The sequence below is a fragment of the Sphingomonas insulae genome (assembly GCF_010450875.1).
Lineage (GTDB): Bacteria > Pseudomonadota > Alphaproteobacteria > Sphingomonadales > Sphingomonadaceae > Sphingomonas > Sphingomonas insulae.
Genome location: NZ_CP048422.1, coordinates 2087284 through 2104002, shown reverse-complemented (window position 1 = coordinate 2104002; position 16719 = coordinate 2087284). Strand labels below are relative to the sequence as shown.

The following is a 16719-nucleotide window of genomic DNA, read 5'->3' as shown; positions in this document are numbered from 1 at the left end:
CAGGGGTCCGATTCGCGACGGTGCTTTACGTATCGCTTGACCAATAGGACAGAGCGGCTCCTTTTTCGTATCCGCTGAGCGGTTTACGCAGCGGCCGATCCAACCACCGGTATCATTCGATGAAGCTGGCGCTTACCACCAGACGGTCGACATTCCATTCGGGCACCGCATCGGCGTTCATGGGGACCATGAACCGCTTACCGTCGGGACGTTCGATCTCGATGACATCACCGGCGCCGAAATTCTCGATCAGCACGACATGACCGATCGCCGCCCCGGTGTCGGCCACGACGGGCAGGCCCAGCAGGTCGGCGTGATAATATTCCCCCGCGCCCAACGGCGGCAAGGCGGAGCGAGGGACCGTCAATTCGGTGCCGCGCAACGCTTCTGCCGCATTGCGATCAGCGATCTCGGCAAAACGGGCGATCGTGCCGTTGTTGCCGGGCTGCGACGCCTTCAGCGTCAGCGTGCCGTGGTTGAAGCTCCTGTAACTACCGAAGTCGTCGGCGAAGACCTTCAGGCGCACTTGGCCGTTGATGCCGTGAGCGCCGATCACCACGGCCAGCGTGACGGCGGGTTCGCCTGCGGCTGCCCTAGCGGCCGGCGTGTTCGGGCGATCCGTCGCCTCCTGTGGGGGCATCGTCGTCACCTTCCGCGGGTTCGGTATTGGAGACGCCCTGATTGGTGGCGTCGTCGATCGTACCGTCCTCGTCGGGCGCGGTACGGGGATCGGGTTCGGTGACCATGGTGCGTCAACTCCTTCGTCTGGAAGGGATCAACGCACCATGGCCGGTTCCGATGCTTACGCCTCGGTGGTCTCGGCGGTCGCTTCGTCGGCCGGAGCCTCCTCAGCGGCAGCCGGAGCGGCGGCGGCGGCTGCGGCGGCCTCTTCCTGCGCCTTCAGCTTCTCGGCACGCTCTTCGGCGCGCTCGGTCGCCTTCTCGCCCGGCTTGCCCTTGTTCGGGTTGCTGCGGGCCGCGCGCTCGCGAATGCCGGCGACGTCGAGGAAGCGGGCGACACGATCGGTCGGCTGCGCGCCGTTCGACAGCCAGTATTTCGCACGCTCGGCGTCGAGCACGACGCGGCTTTCCGAATCCTTGGCGAGCAAGGGATTGTAGTTGCCGATCTTCTCGATGAATTTGCCGTCGCGCGGGCTGCGCGCATCGGCGACGACGATCCGGTAATACGGACGCTTCTTGGAGCCGCCACGCGACAGGCGAATGCTGAGAGCCATGTGATATTCCTTCGTTCTAAGTCAGTTGAAGTGGATTATTACTTTTTCTTGATAAGATTTTCGAAGCCGGGCGGCAGCTTGGGCATGCCATCCTGGCCACCGCCAAGGCCGGGCAGGCCCTTGGGAAGGCCGCCACCGGCCTTGTCCATCATCTCGCCGAGCCCGGCGCCGCCGAGCGCATTGCCGAGACCGCCCATGCCGCCCTTGCCCAGCATCGCCATCATGCCTTTCAGCCCGCCCATCTTCTTGATCTTCTTCATGGCGGTGGACATTTCCTGATGCATCTTCAGGAGCTTGTTGATCTCCTGCACCGTGGTGCCGGAGCCCTTGGCGATACGGATCTTGCGCTTGGCGTTGATGAGTTCGGGCTTGGCGCGCTCCTTCACGGTCATCGAACCGATCATCGCGTCCATGTGGATGAGCATCTTGTCGCCGCCAGCGGTAGCGAGCGCACCCTGCGCCTTCTTCATGCCCGGCATCATGCCGGCGAGCGCGCCGAGTCCGCCCATGCGGCGCATCTGCGCCAGCTGGCCGCGCAGGTCGTTCATATCGAACTGGCCCTTGGCGAGCCGCGCCGTCATCCGCTCGGCGTCTTCCGCTTGGATCGATTCAGCAGCCCGCTCGACCAGGCTGACGACATCGCCCATGCCAAGGATACGGCCGGCGACCCGGCTGGGATGGAAGGCTTCCAGCGCGTCGAGCTTTTCGCCCACGCCGGCAAACTTGATCGGCTTGCCGGTCACCGCGCGCATCGACAGCGCCGCACCACCACGGGCGTCGCCGTCCATGCGGGTCAACACCACGCCGGTCAGCGGGACCTGATCGGAGAAATTCTGTGCGACGTTGACCGCGTCCTGCCCGGTCAGGGCGTCGACGACGAGCAGGATCTCCTGCGGTGTCGCGATTTCCGCGACCGCCTTCATCTCGTCCATCAATGCCTGATCGACGTGGAGGCGACCCGCGGTATCGAGCATCAGGACATCATAGCCCTGCAGCTTTGCGGCTTGCAGCGCGCGGCGGGCGATGTCGACCGGCTGCTGGCCCGCGACGATCGGCAGCGTCGCCACCTCGATCTGCGTGCCGAGCGTGGCAAGCTGTTCCTGCGCGTTCGGACGATTGACGTCGAGCGACGCCATCAGCACCTTCTTGCGCTCGCGGGAAACCAGGCGCTTGGCGATCTTTGCCGTCGTGGTCGTCTTGCCCGAACCCTGCAGGCCGACCACCATGACGACGGCGGGCGGGGTGACCGCCAGTTCCAGCTCGGATTCGTCGGCGCCGAGCATCTCGACCAGCGCATCGTTGACGATCTTGACGACCTGCTGTCCCGGCGTGACCGAGCGCAGGACGTTCTGGCCGACCGCCTGTTCGGTGACCTTGTCGACGAAGCTGCGCGCCACCGGCAGCGCGACGTCGGCCTCGAGCAACGCGACGCGCACTTCGCGCATCGCCGTCCGCACATCGGCTTCGGTCAGCGCGCCACGGCCACGAAGGCGGTCGAATACGCCACCAAGCCGGTCGCTCAGACTGTCGAACATCGCCTCAAGACCCTCATCATACCCGCAACGCAAAAGACGCCGGCGGGCGAAACCTCGCCGGCCAGCGTGCACCCGTGGGCGCGCCATCGATCGCATTCCGTGGTGGAACGTTCGCGGCGCTTACCTTGGTTCGGTGCGGAAGGCAAGGTTCGGGTTTGGGTTCGGGTTCGGGAATGAGGTGTTCGCGCGAAGACGCTAGGCCGACAAGAAGCAGAATTCGCGCAGAGGCGCGGAGGCGCGGAGAAGGTTCTTCAGGGTGCGCGCGCCCTATCCCGCCCGTCATTCCGGCGAAAGCCGGGCCCCATGGACGCGCTGTCGGCGAGGTTGCGCGCTACATCCGGGTTCATCGCAACCATGGGTTCCGGCATTCGCCGGGATGACTAAAGATCGCCAGGTCGTTGCTCGCTTATCCGCTGCACTCTCGGCGCCTCTGCGCGTCCGCGCGAACGCCTTGCCGACCCGACCCTACCACCCGGCATCCGGTTGCGCGAGATAGGCTTCTTCCTTCGCCGTCGACGTCCGCCCCAGTGCCGCGTTGCGGCTCGGGAACCGGCCGTATGCCGCGATGACGTCGCGATGGTCGCGAGCGAAGGCGATATTCTCGTCGATGCCCAGCGCCTCGAATTTCGCGACCGACAGGTCCTGCAACGCGCGATCCTCGGCGTGCATCAGCGGCATGTAGAGGAAGACGCGGCGATCGGGCGGGTAGCGATCCTCCCAGCCGCGTTCGATCGCCGACAGGGTCAATTCGACCGCGAGACCGTCGGCGGCGAAGGCGGCGGCCGTGCCCCGGTGCATGTTGCGCGAGAACTGGTCGAGCAGGATGATCGCCGCCAGCAGGGTGTCGGGATCGTCGCGCCACCCCTCCGCCCGCCCGCGCAGCACGCCGTCGCGCAGCGCGCCGAAACGCTCGGCGATCGTCCGGTCGAGCGCGTCGTCCTTGGCGAAATGCTGGTCGGTGGTCATCCCGAACCAAAAGTCGAGGACGGGCGCGGACATGTCATGGACTTGATCGTGTCGGTCGATTAGATCGCGCGGCATGCATGCTCCTGCGCCAGAGGTGATTTCCCTCGGCTGCCGCCTCAACATCGCCGAGAGCGAAACGATCCGCGCGCTGATCGCGGGCCGGGATACGGTCGTGGTCAATTCCTGCGCGGTCACCAACGCCGCGGTGAAGGCGACGCGCAGCGCGATCCGGCGGGCGCGGCGCGACCGACCGGGCGCGGAACTGGTGGTCACCGGCTGCGCCGCTCAAATCGATCCGCAGGGCTTTGCCGCGATGCCGGAGGTGGACCGCGTAATCGGCAATGGCGAAAAGCTGTCGGCCGCCGCCTGGACCAGCCGCGACGCGGTCGTGGTCGGCGACATCATGCAATTGCGCGAAACCGCCCCGCATCTTGCCGCGAGCGTCGGGGCCGCGAGCTTCGGCGGCCATGCGCGCGCGTTCGTCGAGGTGCAGAACGGCTGCGACCATCGCTGCACCTTCTGCGCCATTCCGTTCGGGCGCGGACCGAGCCGTTCGGTACCGGCCGGCGCGGTGGTCGAGCGGATCGCAGGACTGGTCGAGGCCGGTCATCACGAAGTGGTGCTGACCGGGGTGGACCTGACGAGCTATGGGCACGACCTGCCCGGTGCGCCGACGCTGGGGCTGCTGGTCGAGCGCATCCTGCGCCATGTGCCGGCGTTGCAGCGGCTACGCCTGTCGTCGCTCGATTCGATCGAGATCGACGACCGATTGTTCGCGATCGTCACCGGCGATGCCCGCGTGATGCCGCACCTTCACCTGTCCTTTCAGGCGGGTAACGACCTGATCCTGAAGCGAATGAAGCGGCGCCACAGCCGCGCTCAGGCGGTCGATGTGGTACGGCGGCTGAAGGCGGCGCGGCCCGATATCGCGATCGGCGCCGACCTGATCGCAGGCTTCCCGACCGAGGATGCGGCGATGTTCGCCGATACGCTCGCGCTGATCGACGATGCGGATATCGTCCATGCGCACATCTTTCCCTATTCGCCCCGCGCCGGCACGCCGGCGGCGCGGATGCCGCAGGTCGATGCCGGTACGATCCGGGCGCGCGCCGAGGCGTTGCGGGCCGCCGCCGCGCGACGCAAGGCGGCATGGCTCGCGGACCAGACCGGCACGATGCAGGCCGTGCTGGTCGAACGGCCCGGCGTGCGCGGCCATGCCGGAAATTTCGCCGACGTCCTGCTCGATACCGCCGGCGAACCCGGCACCCTGTCCATGGTACGCATCACCGGCGCGACCGAAACCCAGCTTCTAGGTACGATTGCATGAGCACCACCCCCACCTGGCACGAACGCCTGCTCGGCGGCTTCAAGAAGACCTCCGACCGGCTGGTCGGCAATCTGGCGGGTCTGGGCGGCGCGCGCCTGGACGAGGCGACGCTGGACGAGGTGGAGGAGGCGCTGATCGCATCTGATCTGGGGCCGGACACGGCGGGCAAGATCCGTACCCGGCTGGCCGAGGGGACGTTCGAGCGCAACATGGAGGAGCTGGGCATCCGGCTCGTCGTCGCCGAAGAGGTTGAGAAGGCATTGGCGCGGGTCGCGCAGCCGCTGGAGGTCACCGCCTTTCCCCGGCCGCAGGTGATCCTGGTGATCGGTGTCAACGGATCGGGCAAGACGACGACGATCGCCAAGCTCGCGCATCTGCTGATGGAGCAGGATTACGGCGTCATGCTCGCGGCGGGCGACACCTTCCGCGCCGCAGCGATCGGACAGCTGCGGACGTGGGCGGACCGCGTCGGGGTGCCGATCGTCACCGGGCCGGAGGGCGGCGATGCCGCCGGCGTGGTGTGGGATGCGGTGAAGAAGGCGACCGAAACGGGCATCGACGTGTTGATCGTCGATACGGCGGGCCGGTTGCAGAACAAGCGCGAGCTGATGGACGAACTCGCCAAGATCCGGCGCGTGCTGGGGCGGATCAACCCGGCCAGCCCGCACGACGTCGTACTGGTGCTGGATGCAACCACCGGCCAGAACGCGCTGAGCCAGATCGAGGTGTTCAAGGAAGTCGCCGGCGTCACCGGCCTGGTGATGACCAAGCTGGACGGGACCGCGCGCGGCGGCGTGCTGGTCGCGGCGGCGGAGAAATACGGCCTGCCGATCCATGCTATCGGCGTCGGCGAGGGGATGACCGATCTGCGGCCGTTCGACGCCAACGAAGTGGCGCGGATCATCGCCGGTGTCGATGCCGGAGGACGGATGTGAGGCCTTTCCTTCCTTCTCCGAAGAAGGCAGCGGTGTCGTTACGGCCGGTGCGCGATCGGTGCCTGATGCGTTTGCCGCCGGCGCCCGGCCTTCACCGGGCAACGACGATGGGATGCAAGGCATGACGCAGCAGCATAGCGCCTCCCCCGGTTTGCGGATGGGTGTCGAATATGGACCCCTGTTGGTCTTCTTCGCGGTCAACTTCCTGTTCCCCGCGGCGCTGGCAATGCAGCTGGTCGCAGCTGGTACCGGGTTCCTTTCGGACCTTGATCGGGCCGGCGCGCTGGTGATCGCCAAGGTGATCGTGGCGACCACCGCCTTCGTCCTCGCCACGATCGCAGCGATGATCGTCTCGAAGGCGAAGCTCGGCCAGATTTCGCCGATGCTCTGGATTTCGGGCGGGTTCGTCGTGCTGTTCGGCGGCCTGACCGTCTATTTCCACGATCCCAAGTTCATCCAGATGAAGCCGAGCTTCGTCTATGGCATGTTCGCCGCGGTGCTCGCGTTCGGGCTCCTCACCGGGCGCCCGCTGCTCCAGGGGCTGCTCGGCACGGCCTATCCGGGACTGACGGCGGAGGGGTGGCGCAAGCTGACGCGTAACTGGGCGCTGTTCTTCCTGTGCATGGCCGCGCTGAACGAGGCTGTGTGGCGGACGACCAACTGGGATTTCTGGGTCGGCTTCAAGCTGTGGGGCGCGATCCCGCTGACCTTGCTGTTCGCATTCGCGAATATTCCGATGCTGCTGCGGCATGGACTGAGCACGGGCGATACGCCCGACGCGCCGGTAGAATAAGGGGCCCTCTCCCCCGAGGGGGAAGAGGGTCTGCCAGCATTGCCGGGAACCGGTGAGGACGATCGAACCGCTCTCACCGTATGGCTTCCTCTCTCCCGGCCGGAGAAGAGAGGCTTCAGGCGGCGTCGAAACGCTTGCCGGCCTCGTCCCAGTTCACCACGTCCCACCATGCCTTGAGGTAACCGGGGCGGTCGTTCATGTAGGTCAGGTAATACGCGTGTTCCCACACGTCGTTGCCCAGGATCGGCGTGCCGGGCTCCTTGGCATCGTCCATCAGTGGATTGTCCTGGTTCGGGGTCGAGGTGACCTTCAGCGCACCGCCGGAATCCTTGATGACCCAGGCCCAGCCTGAACCGAACTGGCCGGCGCCCTTGGTGTTGAAGTCGTCCTTCAGCTTATCGAGCCCGCCATAAGCGTCGATCGCATCCTTGAGCGCACCGGAAGGCTGGGTCGAGCCCTTGGGCCCCATGATCTTCCAGAAGAAGTCGTGGTTCCAGAACCCGCCACCGTTGTTGCGGACCAGCGGCGGCAAGGTCGAGATCATGCCGAGGATGTCCTCGATCGACTTGCCTTCCAGCTTGGGGTCGGCCGCGACACCCTCGTTCAGCTTGTTGGTGTAGGCTGCGTGATGCTTGTCGTGGTGGAAGGTCATCGTCTCCTTGGAGATGACCGGTTCCAACGCGTCATAGGCGTAGGGCAGCGGCGGAAGTTCGAATGCCATGGAAAAAGGCTCCTTTCGAGAAGGTGGGACGATGTCGTCCCCGCGTTAACGCGAGAGGCGGCCTAACGCTCCCGGCCCGTTACGCAAGCGTCATGACCCGTTTGCGTTGATCAGATCGTGACGACGCAAGGCATGACGCAGCTGGTCGTAGCTGAGCCCCAGCGCCTCGGCCGTCGAACGCTGGTTGAAGCGATGTTCGGCGAGCGCACGCGCGAGCAGTTCGCGTTCGAACCGGGCGACGCGAGACTTGAAGTCGGATGGCCCCGTATCGCAGGCGACAACGGGATCGTCCTCGGGCTGTGGTGGCGGTTGGGTGGGCGCGGATGCGGGCGCTTCGGCCTTCGGTCGTGCGGGGCCGCCCCCTGCACCGCCGGTCGGCCGGAACGGCGAGGCGAAGGGATCGATTTCGATTCCGTCGACCGGGCCATCGCCCTCCCAACGATACACCGCGCGTTCCACCACGTTGCGCAATTCGCGAACGTTGCCGGGCCAGCGGTGCGTCAACAGCTGGTCGACCGCGCGGGGTCCGAAACCGGGCCAGCGTTCCCAGCCGATCTCCGATGCCATCCGCCGGCCGAAATGGTCGGCCAGCACCGCGATATCGCCCGACCGGGCGCGCAGCGGCGGCAACGTCACCACCTCGAATGACAGGCGGTCGAGCAGGTCGGCGCGGAATTCGTGCGCATCGACCTTGTCGGGCAGATGTTCGTTGGTCGCGGCGACGATACGGACGTCGACCCGCCGCGGTCGCGACGATCCGATGCGCGTGATCTCGCCATATTCAACCGCGCGCAGCAACCGATCCTGCGCGGCCATCGACAGCGTGCCGAGTTCGTCGAGAAACAGGGTGCCCCCGTCCGCTTCCTCGAACCGTCCGGTGCGCGTCTTGGTGGCGCCGGTGAAGGCACCCGCCTCATGACCGAACAATTCCGCTTCGATCAGCGATTCGGGCAGGGCAGCGCAGTTCATGATGACGAGCGGCTGATCCCAGCGCGGGCTGAGGCGATGCAGGCGCTCGGCAACCAGTTCCTTTCCCGTCCCGCGTTCGCCGATGACCAGCACCGGCCGGTCGAGCGCGGCGGCACGGCTGGCGCGTTCCAGCGCATCCAGAAAGGCCCCCGATTGGCCGATGACCTGCGTCGTCCGTTCCATCGCCAACATCTGGCGTAAAACACCAACGTTACGCAAGCGTTCATCCGTGGTTCATGCGAATAACACACCAGGAAATGACGGTTTTGCGTCGTTTTCGCAATTGGCACGCCGCATGCAATGCTGCCGGTATACCGCCGAACGGTGGTCACCACATTTGCATTTCAGGAGGTTTCCATGTTCAATTCCGACATCGGCCGCAAGCTCGCCGCCATCGTCTGCACGGTCGTCTTCAGCGCGACCTGCGTCGTCGGCGCGGTGGGTCCGGCGACCGGCGGCAGCCAGGGCGCAGCGGCAGCTGCCCGCCTGACGGCATAAGCGGCAACACACCGGGGCCACCCCGTTTCTCGGGCTGTCCCGGCCTCGTTTCAGGAGCACACACCACGATGGGCATTTTCTCCCGCACCCGCGATATCGTCGCCGCCAACTTCGCCGACCTGCTGGAAAAGGCGGAAGACCCGGCGAAGATGATCCGCATGATCATCCTCGAAATGGAGGAAACGCTGGTCGAGGTCCGCGCCAGCGCGGCCCGCACGATCGCTGATCAAAAGGAGATGCGCCGCCACGTCAACAAGCTCGACCAGCTTCAGGCGAACTGGCTGGAAAAGGCCGAGCTGGCGCTGAGCAAGGGCCGCGAGGATCTGGCCAAGGCCGCACTCGGTGAGAAGCAGAAGGCCGCCGACATGGCGGAACAGCTGATGATCGAGGTGAAGGTGCTCGACGATGCGCTGCGCGCGTCCGAAGAGGATATCACCAAGCTCCAGAAGAAGCTTTCCGAGGCGCGCGCCAAGCAGTCGAACGTGCAGACCCGGCTGGAAAGCGCCAACAATCGCTATCGCCTGCGCGAGATGTACGCCGGCCCCAAGACGCACGAGGCCTTCAGCCGCTTCGACGTGCTGGAACGCCGGGTCGACGATGCCGAGGGCCGTGCCGAGGCGATGGGGCTGGGCGTGCCCAAGACGCTGGAAGAAGAGATCGCCGAGCTGCGGCAGGGCGACAAGGTCGATGCCGAGCTCGCCGCGCTGAAGGCGCGTCTGAGCGGCTCGAAGCAGGAGGGTTGAGATGAACTTCGAAGGAGTTCTGGCGATCTTCTGTGCGCTGATCGGCCTGCCCTGGCTGATCTTCCACTATGTCACCAAGTGGAAACAGGCGCCCAAGATCACCGATGAAGACGAAAAGCTGCTCGACGAGATGTTCAATCTCGCCCGCCGCCTGGAGGAACGCATCAACACCGTCGAGCGGATCGTCGCCGCCGACAATCCCGATTTCAAGCCGAGCCTGACCGCTCCGCAGTCCACCCCCTATCAGCTCGACCGGAGGAATTGAGATGTCCGCCCGCACCAAATTCTACCTCGATCCGCAGGACGGCAAGTGGAAGGGCGTCTGCGCCGGGATCGCCGATTATACCGGGGTCGACGTGCTCTGGGTCCGCCTGGGCGTCGCCGGCATGACCCTGATCGCGCAGCAATGGTGGATCGTCCTTGCCTATATCATCGTCGCCTGGGTCGCCGAGAACAAGCCGAACGGCCTGTACGACACGCCCGAGGATGCCAAGTTCTGGCAGGGCGTACGCTCCAACCCGAAGCGGTCCACCGCCGAGGTACGCAGCAAGTTCCGCGACATCGATCGCCGGCTGGCCGACATCGAGCTGCACTACACCAGCCGCAACACCCGGCTGGCCGAGGAAATCGACAGCCTGCGCTGAGCCAAGGGACTCGCCAAGCAAGGACATATGCGATGAACAATTGGGGGATATTGGTACCGATCGCGATCTTCACGGTCGGTCCGGCGAGCTGGGTCATCAACAACTGGATCCGCGTTCGTCACGGCTACGAGCCCGACCGCTGGAAGAGCCGGCGTGAACGCCGCCACGGCGGCGACCCGGACGATGCCCGCAAGATCATGCTGCTGACCAACGAGAACGACAAGCTGACCGGACAGGTCGGGCGCCTGGAGGAACGCATCGCCGTCCTCGAACGCATCGCCACCGATCCCGCCGAGCGCACCGCTCGCGAGATCGAAGCCCTTCGCGACCGCTAGAAGGAACCCCGCCATGGGACCCGATCACGTATTCTGCATGTTCGTTGGTGCCGCGATCACGCTCGCCATCCAATGGTACGGCCGTCGCAAGGTGCGTCAGGCAACCACCGCGCCGGACCTCGCCGCCCGACACGATATCGAATTGCTCGATGCCGAGAACGCCCGCCGGGTCGGCCAGATCGACCGGTTGCAGGAGCGGCTGGCGACGGTCGAGAGCATCGTTACCGACCGTTCACACCGGCTGGACCGCGAGATCGAGCAGCTGAGACTCGGCACGAATTGAGGATAGCGCGATGAGCCCGATCATGATCCCGATTCTTGGCATCTGTTGCGGTCTGCTGGCGATCTTCGGCGGCGTGTTCCTGCGCCCCTGGTTCCGGTTGCAGGAGCGCCGGATGGAGATCGAGGCGACCAAGGTCGCCGAAAAGGCGGCGCAATATGCCGCACAGACAGAACGGCTCGAGGAACGCGTCCGCGTCCTCGAACGGATCGTCACCGACCGCGGCGTCGATTTGGCGCAGGAAATCGACGCGTTGCGCGATGCGCGCCACGACGGGCGTTCCGCACCCAGCCGCCTTCCCATCAACTGACCCCTGCCGGAGGAGGCAGACCATGTTCGATCCCAATGTGTACCTCACCGTGTCGCTGTCTTCGCTGGCCGGGCTGGCGATGGTAACGACTGCCGGCCTGTCCGGCTGGCGCAGCTGGCTGGCGCTGAAGCATCAGCAGCTGGACCAGACCACCGATCCGCTGCCAAACGTCGCATCGGCGGGATCGCGGATCGAGATCGCCGACCTGAAGGAGCGGATCAAGAAGCTGGAGGCGATCGCGGCGGGCGTCGATTTGTGATCGCCGTCGACTTCCCGTCCCCTTCCCCCGTCATTGCCGCCCGGGCGGAAACCCACTGTCGCAGGATGCGGTGACGCTGACGGCGGTCAGCCAGACCGTACCCCCGCCCCTGTACAGGTGACGGACGGGCGAGGGTCGAAACGCGCGGCTCCTCAGAACGATTGCCCCCGCCCCGTCCCGCCTGTACCGCGCGAAGCCATGACCAGCATCGCCGACGTCCGCGACGAATACGACTTCCTCGACCCCGATGATCGCTATCGGTTGCTGATCGACCTGGGCCGCGCGCTGGAGGCCATGCCCGATGCGCTGAAGACCGAGGCGACGCTGGTACGGGGTTGCTCGGCCTCGGTGTGGGTGTATCCGACCCGCCGCGACGATGGCACGCTCCACTTCCTCGCCGATAGCAATGCGGCGATCACGAAGGGGATCATCGCGCTGGTGCTGCTGACCGTGCAGGATCGTGTGCCGGATGATATCGCAGCGACGGATATCGAGCGCGAGCTGGCGCCCTTCGATCTCAAGAACGCACTTAGTTCCAACCGGACGCAGGGCATTCCGAACATGATCGCGCTGATCCGCGACACGGCGCGGCGATATGGCTGACCATAGCCGCTGCGCATGACGCGAACCATTCGCGGGCAGCGCCACGCCCCGGACGCCTGCAATAACGATAGCGCAACCAGCCTCAGACAGACTTGCGTGTCTGAATTCCCGCTTCCGCGGGATCGACGGCGGCGGGCGGATATATTTGCGGGCGTTCCAGCTGTGCCGCCAGCTCCGCCACATCGGCATGGCGGGGCACCACCAGCCATTCGCCGGGGCGACGGGCATCGACCAATGCCACCGCATCGCGGGGGCACACGCCGAGACACCGCGTTTCGACGACGCCGAGATGGGCCTTGCGCCCCGTCTTCAGGCCCAGAATCTTGCGCAGCAGCTTGGCAAGCGGCGTGCGCCCCTTCTTGCCGAAGCCGCCGTCCAGTTTCTTCGAGCATTTGCCGCAGACCAGCACCGCGCCCTGCCAGTCGCTGCGGACCCGCTTCAACTGGGGCGCCACTCGCGGCGTTCCTCAGCGGAGCGCAACACCTCGAACGCGGCCTGCACGGTCTGGAAACGCACCGCGGCATCGGCGTCGCCGGGGCGGACGTCGGGATGGTTTTCCTTGGCAAGGCGGCGCCAGGCCGTCTTCACGGCATCGAAGTCAGCATCGCTCTGCAGCCCCAGCGCCTCCAGCGCGCGCATTTCATCGCGCGAGCGGCTGCCGTCGCCCGAGCCGCCCCAGGCATAGTGGCTGGCATTGGCATAACCCTTGGCGGTGCTGCTTTCCGATGCCTCGCGCCGGGCGGCCTCTTCGGCGGACAAGCCCTCGAAATAATTCCAGCCGCGATTGTATTCGGCGGCGTGTGTCTCGCAGAAATACCAGCGGTCAGGGCTGTTGGGCGATTTCGGCGCAGGGCAGTTGCCCGGCGCGTCGCAGCCGTGACGGTCGCACAGACGCACGGTGGTGGCATCGCGACTGGAACCATAACCGCGCCAGCGCGGAAATCCCCAGTCGTTCGAACGTATCGTGCTGCGCGCCATCGCCGCTCACATAAGCGCTGGACGGCGGCGTGCAACGCCCATCGCCCGGCAAAGGGAACGTCAGAGGGTCTGTAAGCCGGGTTCTGTCCACTCCCGAGGGAGATAGGCGACCATTCCTCTAGGACGACGCTTGCGCGCCGCCTCAAGCAACCAACCCGGACGACGAGCTGAAACGAAGCCCATATGCCGTCCCTATTCGGTTTTGCTCCCGGTGGGGTTTGCCGTGCCGCCCCTGTTACCAGGGGCGCGGTGCGCTCTTACCGCACCCTTTCACCGTGACCGTTCCGAAGACCGGCCGTCTGCTCTCTGTGGCACTGTCCCTGGGGTCGCCCCCGCCGGGCGTTACCCGGCACCGTCGTTTCGCGGAGCCCGGACTTTCCTCGCGCGTCCGAAGACGCCCGCGGCCGCCCGACCCTCTGACGTTCCTGCCCTAGCGCGCGAAAGCGCGCCAGGGAAGCGGTTCCAGCCTGAACGCTGCCCTACCGCAGCGTTCAGCCGACATCACTCGTCCCCCTGCGGTTTGGGCAGCAGCAGCGCGAGCAGGATCATCCGGCATTCGGCGTCGATCTCGCCATCGATCAACTCGGGCCGGAAGCGGCGCTGGAAGGCCATGATCGCGGCCATCGCATCGCCGACGTCGTAGCCGAAGCGTTCGAGCGCCAGCAGAAAGCCGCCCTGCGTCCACATCGGGTCCATCAGATTGCGTGTCGGGCGCGGCAACGCGAGCCGCAGCCTTGCGAGGCGCGCCCAAGGGAACAGTTCGCCGGGATCGCGCTTGCGGGCGGGGGCGATATCCGAATGGCCGACGACGTTGCCGCGGGTGATGCCGTAGCGCTCCTTGATCGCCGCGACCAGCGGCACCAGCGCGTCGATCTGTTCCTCGTTGAAAGGGCGATAGCCCCATTCGTGGCCGGGATTGACGATCTCGATCCCGATGCTGGCGGAATTGATGTCGGTCACCCCGCGCCAGTGCGAACGGCCCGCGTGCCAGGCCCGCCGGTCCTCGTCGACCAGGCGGCAGACGGTGCCATCCTCCTCGACCAGATAATGGGCGGAGACCTTCGCCTCCGGATCGCGCAGCCGCGCCAGGGCGGACGGGCCGTCCTGCATGCCGGTGTAGTGCAGCACGATCATGCTGATCGGCAGCGTCCGCTCGTCGAAGTTCGGCGAGGGCGTGTCGAGGATGGTCATGCCCCTTCCTAGCGAAGGAGCGCGCGGCGTGTAAGAGGGGTCACACCAGCGCGATGCGGGCCGGCGCGGCGCGGCGGGTGGCGCCGACGCGTTCGTACAGGCCGCGCAACTGCCGGCTCGGCTCGAACGCCTTGGTCTGGCCGATCACCGTCTCGCCGGCGCCCAGCGCCAGCGTGCCGCCGGGACGGATGACATCGGCGAAGCGGGCGAACACATCCGCCTTGGTCGTCGCGGACAGATAGAGCAGCACATTGCGGCAGAGCACCACGTCGAACCGGCCCGATGGCGGGCGATCGGCGACGAGGTTGTGGCGACGCACCGCCACCAGGCGCGTGAGGTCCGGGCGGGCGACCCAGTCGGACCCGTCCGCCTCGAACCAGCGCATCATGCGACGGATCGGCAGGCCGCGCTGGATCTCGAACTGCGTATAACGTCCCGCCCTTGCGCGCGCGACCGCGGCTTCCGAAACGTCGGTGGCGACGATTTCGGGCATCGGCTTGCCCGTGTCCTGGCGTTCGGCGAACAGCATCGCGAGGGACAGCGGTTCCTGTCCGGTCGAGCAGCCGGCGCACCAGATGCGGGCGCGGCGCCCCTCCGCTTCCGCCCCGGCCACCGCCTCGACCAGCAGGTCGAAGATCGGCGCATCGCGGAAGAACGAGGTTTCCTGGTTGACCAGCGCATCGACGATCTGGTCGCCGATCCGCAGATCCTGGCCATCGAGCAGCAACGGGATGAGCTGGTCGATCGTCTGCAGATTGCGGTCGCGCAACAGCGGCTTCAACGCCGTGTCGATCCGCCACGATCGATAGCTGGCGATCTGCTGGCCGGTGCGCGCCTCCAGCAGGGCGCTGAATACGTTGAGCGCGACCGGCGACACCGGCGCCGCGATGGGGTGGGACGCGACGTTCATGGACGCTGCCGTGCCGCAGCGAGACGGCCGATCGCGGCGGGCGGCAGGATCGCATGCGCACAGCCGGTGTCCGCGACGGCGCCGGGCATGCCCCAGACCACCGAACTCGCCTGATCCTGCACCACCACGCATCCCCCCGCCCGATGGACGTACCCGGCCCCGTCGGCCCCGTCGCGGCCCATGCCGCTCAACACGATCGCCAACATCCGCGGCCCGAACACTGCCGCCAGCGACGCGAACATCGGGTCGACGGAAGGCATGCAGCCGCTGCCGCTGGGCTCGCTGCTGAGACGGATCGCCGCGCCGCCTTCGGGCAGCGCCACGCAGCGCATGTGCGCATCGCCCGGCGCGACGACGATCCGTCCGGGGCGCAGCCGGGTGTGGTCCGCGGCGACGTCGCACGGACGCCCGGCGATCACCGCGAGTTGTGCCGCGAAATAGGGCATGAACGACACCGGCAGATGCTGGGTCACGAGGATCGGCAGCCGGAATTCGGGGGGGATCGCCCGCAACAGCTGACTGAGCGCGTGGATCCCGCCCGTCGAGGCGCCTATGGCGACGACGTCATATTCCTCGCCGACGACGACCGGGCGCATCGGCGGTGCCCCCGTCGACCGGGTACCGGCCGAGGGGGCACCCCCGCGCGACAGGGTTGGATCCGCGAGCCGGCCGAGCTTGTCGACCAGGGCATCGCCGAACCCGCCCATCCGATCGCCGCTGGCGGGTTTGAACAGGGTGTCGGCAGCGCCGAGCGCCAGCGCCTGCACCGTCGTCGTTGCGCCCTCCCCGCCTGGCCGGACACGATCACCACGCGGGCCCCCTGCCCCGCCGCGATCAGATCCGGCAGCGCGGTGATGCCATCGACGCCGGGCATCTGGACGTCGAGCAGGATGAATTGCACCCGTTCGCGGGCGAGGAAGGCGAGCGCGGCGCCTGCGGTGCTGACGCTGGCGGCCACGACGAACCGGTCGGTCGCACCGATGATCCGCTCCATCACCGCTCGCGCGACCGCCGAATCGTCGACGATCAGGACGCGGGGCGGCGGCGATGTGGGAAGCGCAAGCGTATGCACGGCATGGGCCATCGCCGGACCTCCCGCGTCAGGCCATGCCGACGATCTGAAGCTTCGATTCCAGCGTGTCGCGATCGAACGGCTTCATCACATATTCGTCAGCGCCGGCTTCGATCGCCGCACGAATGTAGGCCATGCCGTTTTCCGTCGTGCAGAACACCACCTTCGGGCGCGAGGCGATGGTCGAATCGCGCAGCGCCCGCAGGAAATCCATGCCGCTCATCACCGGCATGTTCCAGTCGAGCAGGATCACGTCGGGCGCAGATGCCATACAGGCATCCAACGCCTCGCGGCCGTCGCACGCCTCCGTCACCGCGAAATCGAGCGTTTCCAGGATATGACGAGCGACCTTTCGGATCACTTTCGAATCGTCGACGACGAGGCAGGTCTTCATGGATAAGCCTTTTTACGAGCGA

The 16719-nt window shown here is 66.4% G+C and carries 25 protein-coding genes, 1 other RNA gene and 1 pseudogene; 12 read left to right on the top strand and 15 right to left on the bottom strand.

Features of this window, described 5'->3' with window-relative positions:
* Positions 1–112: 112 nt before the first annotated feature.
* The 5 genes from rimM to GTH33_RS11710 form a co-directional block, all read right to left on the bottom strand.
* Complete coding sequence (rimM, locus tag GTH33_RS11725; protein ID WP_163958552.1) at positions 113–640, bottom strand: ribosome maturation factor RimM; 528 nt, start codon at positions 638–640, stop codon at positions 113–115.
* Positions 594–746: a hypothetical protein gene (locus GTH33_RS17920; protein WP_166753150.1), complete on the bottom strand. Its 153-nt coding sequence runs from the start codon at positions 744–746 to the stop codon at positions 594–596. Before GTH33_RS17920 ends, rimM begins: the two co-directional genes overlap by 47 nt.
* 56 nt (positions 747–802) lie before the next feature.
* Positions 803–1234 (bottom strand): 30S ribosomal protein S16, encoded by a 432-nt coding sequence (gene rpsP / locus GTH33_RS11720; RefSeq protein ID WP_163958551.1) that lies wholly within the window; start codon positions 1232–1234, stop codon positions 803–805.
* A gap of 38 nt (positions 1235–1272) precedes the next feature.
* Positions 1273–2769: a signal recognition particle protein gene (ffh, locus tag GTH33_RS11715; protein ID WP_163958550.1), complete on the bottom strand. Its 1497-nt coding sequence runs from the start codon at positions 2767–2769 to the stop codon at positions 1273–1275.
* Between the two features lie 465 nt (positions 2770–3234).
* A complete protein-coding gene (locus GTH33_RS11710; RefSeq protein WP_163958549.1) occupies positions 3235–3768 on the bottom strand; it encodes a DUF924 family protein in 534 nt (177 codons plus the stop codon).
* Positions 3769–3808: 40 nt separating this feature from the next.
* Here GTH33_RS11710 and mtaB point away from each other — a divergent pair, with 40 nt between their 5' ends.
* From mtaB to GTH33_RS11695, 3 genes are all read left to right on the top strand, one after another.
* Positions 3809–5062: a tRNA (N(6)-L-threonylcarbamoyladenosine(37)-C(2))-methylthiotransferase MtaB gene (gene mtaB, locus GTH33_RS11705; RefSeq protein WP_163958548.1), complete on the top strand. Its 1254-nt coding sequence runs from the start codon at positions 3809–3811 to the stop codon at positions 5060–5062.
* Positions 5059–5997 carry a signal recognition particle-docking protein FtsY gene (ftsY, locus tag GTH33_RS11700; RefSeq protein WP_163958547.1) on the top strand — a complete coding sequence of 313 codons (939 nt, stop codon included), beginning with the start codon at positions 5059–5061 and terminating at the stop codon, positions 5995–5997. Before mtaB ends, ftsY begins: the two co-directional genes overlap by 4 nt.
* Positions 5998–6118: 121 nt before the next feature.
* On the top strand, positions 6119–6790 hold the full coding sequence (locus GTH33_RS11695) for an inner membrane-spanning protein YciB (RefSeq protein WP_243848311.1): 672 nt from the start codon (positions 6119–6121) through the stop codon (positions 6788–6790).
* A 115-nt stretch (positions 6791–6905) separates the two neighbouring features.
* Here the strand turns inward: GTH33_RS11695 and GTH33_RS11690 are convergent, their stop codons facing one another.
* Both GTH33_RS11690 and pspF read right to left on the bottom strand, forming a co-directional pair.
* Positions 6906–7511 carry a superoxide dismutase gene (locus tag GTH33_RS11690; RefSeq protein WP_163958546.1) on the bottom strand — a complete coding sequence of 202 codons (606 nt, stop codon included), beginning with the start codon at positions 7509–7511 and terminating at the stop codon, positions 6906–6908.
* A gap of 90 nt (positions 7512–7601) precedes the next feature.
* Positions 7602–8663, bottom strand: coding sequence for a phage shock protein operon transcriptional activator (pspF, locus tag GTH33_RS11685; protein ID WP_163958545.1), 1062 nt, complete (start codon positions 8661–8663; stop codon positions 7602–7604).
* A 174-nt stretch (positions 8664–8837) separates the two neighbouring features.
* On the opposite strand from pspF, the gene GTH33_RS17915 reads away from it, so the two are divergent.
* The 9 genes from GTH33_RS17915 to GTH33_RS11645 all read left to right on the top strand — a co-directional run bounded on the left by GTH33_RS17915 (position 8838) and on the right by GTH33_RS11645 (position 12152).
* Positions 8838–8978: a hypothetical protein gene (locus GTH33_RS17915; RefSeq protein WP_166753149.1), complete on the top strand. Its 141-nt coding sequence runs from the start codon at positions 8838–8840 to the stop codon at positions 8976–8978.
* A 68-nt stretch (positions 8979–9046) separates the two neighbouring features.
* Positions 9047–9721 carry a phage shock protein PspA gene (pspA, locus tag GTH33_RS11680; RefSeq protein WP_163958544.1) on the top strand — a complete coding sequence of 225 codons (675 nt, stop codon included), beginning with the start codon at positions 9047–9049 and terminating at the stop codon, positions 9719–9721.
* Position 9722: 1 nt separating this feature from the next.
* Positions 9723–9986 carry an envelope stress response membrane protein PspB gene (gene pspB / locus GTH33_RS11675; RefSeq protein ID WP_163958543.1) on the top strand — a complete coding sequence of 88 codons (264 nt, stop codon included), beginning with the start codon at positions 9723–9725 and terminating at the stop codon, positions 9984–9986.
* Between the two features lies 1 nt (position 9987).
* Positions 9988–10365, top strand: a complete 378-nt coding sequence (gene pspC, locus GTH33_RS11670) for an envelope stress response membrane protein PspC (protein ID WP_163958542.1) — start codon at positions 9988–9990, stop codon at positions 10363–10365.
* 32 nt (positions 10366–10397) lie between these two features.
* The gene (locus GTH33_RS11665) at positions 10398–10700 is read left to right on the top strand and encodes a hypothetical protein (protein WP_163958541.1); all 303 of its coding nucleotides are present in this window, start codon (positions 10398–10400) and stop codon (positions 10698–10700) included.
* Positions 10701–10713: 13 nt separating this feature from the next.
* Positions 10714–10983, top strand: a complete 270-nt coding sequence (locus tag GTH33_RS11660) for a hypothetical protein (RefSeq protein WP_163958540.1) — start codon at positions 10714–10716, stop codon at positions 10981–10983.
* A gap of 22 nt (positions 10984–11005) precedes the next feature.
* A complete protein-coding gene (locus GTH33_RS11655; protein WP_420853543.1) occupies positions 11006–11290 on the top strand; it encodes a hypothetical protein in 285 nt (94 codons plus the stop codon).
* 22 nt (positions 11291–11312) lie between these two features.
* Entirely contained in the window at positions 11313–11549 is a 237-nt protein-coding gene (locus GTH33_RS11650; RefSeq protein WP_163958538.1) for a hypothetical protein, read from the top strand.
* Between the two features lie 198 nt (positions 11550–11747).
* Complete coding sequence (locus tag GTH33_RS11645) at positions 11748–12152, top strand: SufE family protein (protein ID WP_163958537.1); 405 nt, start codon at positions 11748–11750, stop codon at positions 12150–12152.
* 82 nt (positions 12153–12234) lie between these two features.
* On the opposite strand, the gene GTH33_RS11640 is transcribed toward GTH33_RS11645, so the two are convergent.
* From GTH33_RS11640 to GTH33_RS11610, 8 genes and pseudogenes are all read right to left on the bottom strand, one after another.
* Positions 12235–12606, bottom strand: coding sequence for a (2Fe-2S) ferredoxin domain-containing protein (locus GTH33_RS11640; RefSeq protein ID WP_249054869.1), 372 nt, complete (start codon positions 12604–12606; stop codon positions 12235–12237).
* Entirely contained in the window at positions 12591–13130 is a 540-nt protein-coding gene (locus GTH33_RS11635; protein WP_163958536.1) for a J domain-containing protein, read from the bottom strand. Before GTH33_RS11635 ends, GTH33_RS11640 begins: the two co-directional genes overlap by 16 nt.
* 56 nt (positions 13131–13186) lie before the next feature.
* Positions 13187–13550, bottom strand: an RNA gene (rnpB, locus tag GTH33_RS11630) — RNase P RNA component class A.
* Positions 13551–13631: 81 nt separating this feature from the next.
* Positions 13632–14321: an N-acetylmuramoyl-L-alanine amidase gene (locus GTH33_RS11625; protein ID WP_163958535.1), complete on the bottom strand. Its 690-nt coding sequence runs from the start codon at positions 14319–14321 to the stop codon at positions 13632–13634.
* A 40-nt stretch (positions 14322–14361) separates the two neighbouring features.
* Positions 14362–15231 (bottom strand): CheR family methyltransferase, encoded by an 870-nt coding sequence (locus GTH33_RS11620; RefSeq protein WP_163958534.1) that lies wholly within the window; start codon positions 15229–15231, stop codon positions 14362–14364.
* Positions 15228–15998, bottom strand: a complete 771-nt coding sequence (locus GTH33_RS11615) for a CheB methylesterase domain-containing protein (protein ID WP_338054379.1) — start codon at positions 15996–15998, stop codon at positions 15228–15230. Before GTH33_RS11615 ends, GTH33_RS11620 begins: the two co-directional genes overlap by 4 nt.
* A 56-nt stretch (positions 15999–16054) precedes the next feature.
* Positions 16055–16225: pseudogene (locus GTH33_RS18390) on the bottom strand (response regulator); the annotation flags it as partial.
* 106 nt (positions 16226–16331) lie between these two features.
* Positions 16332–16697, bottom strand: a complete 366-nt coding sequence (locus GTH33_RS11610) for a response regulator (RefSeq protein WP_163958533.1) — start codon at positions 16695–16697, stop codon at positions 16332–16334.
* Between the last annotated feature and the right edge of the window lie 22 nt (positions 16698–16719).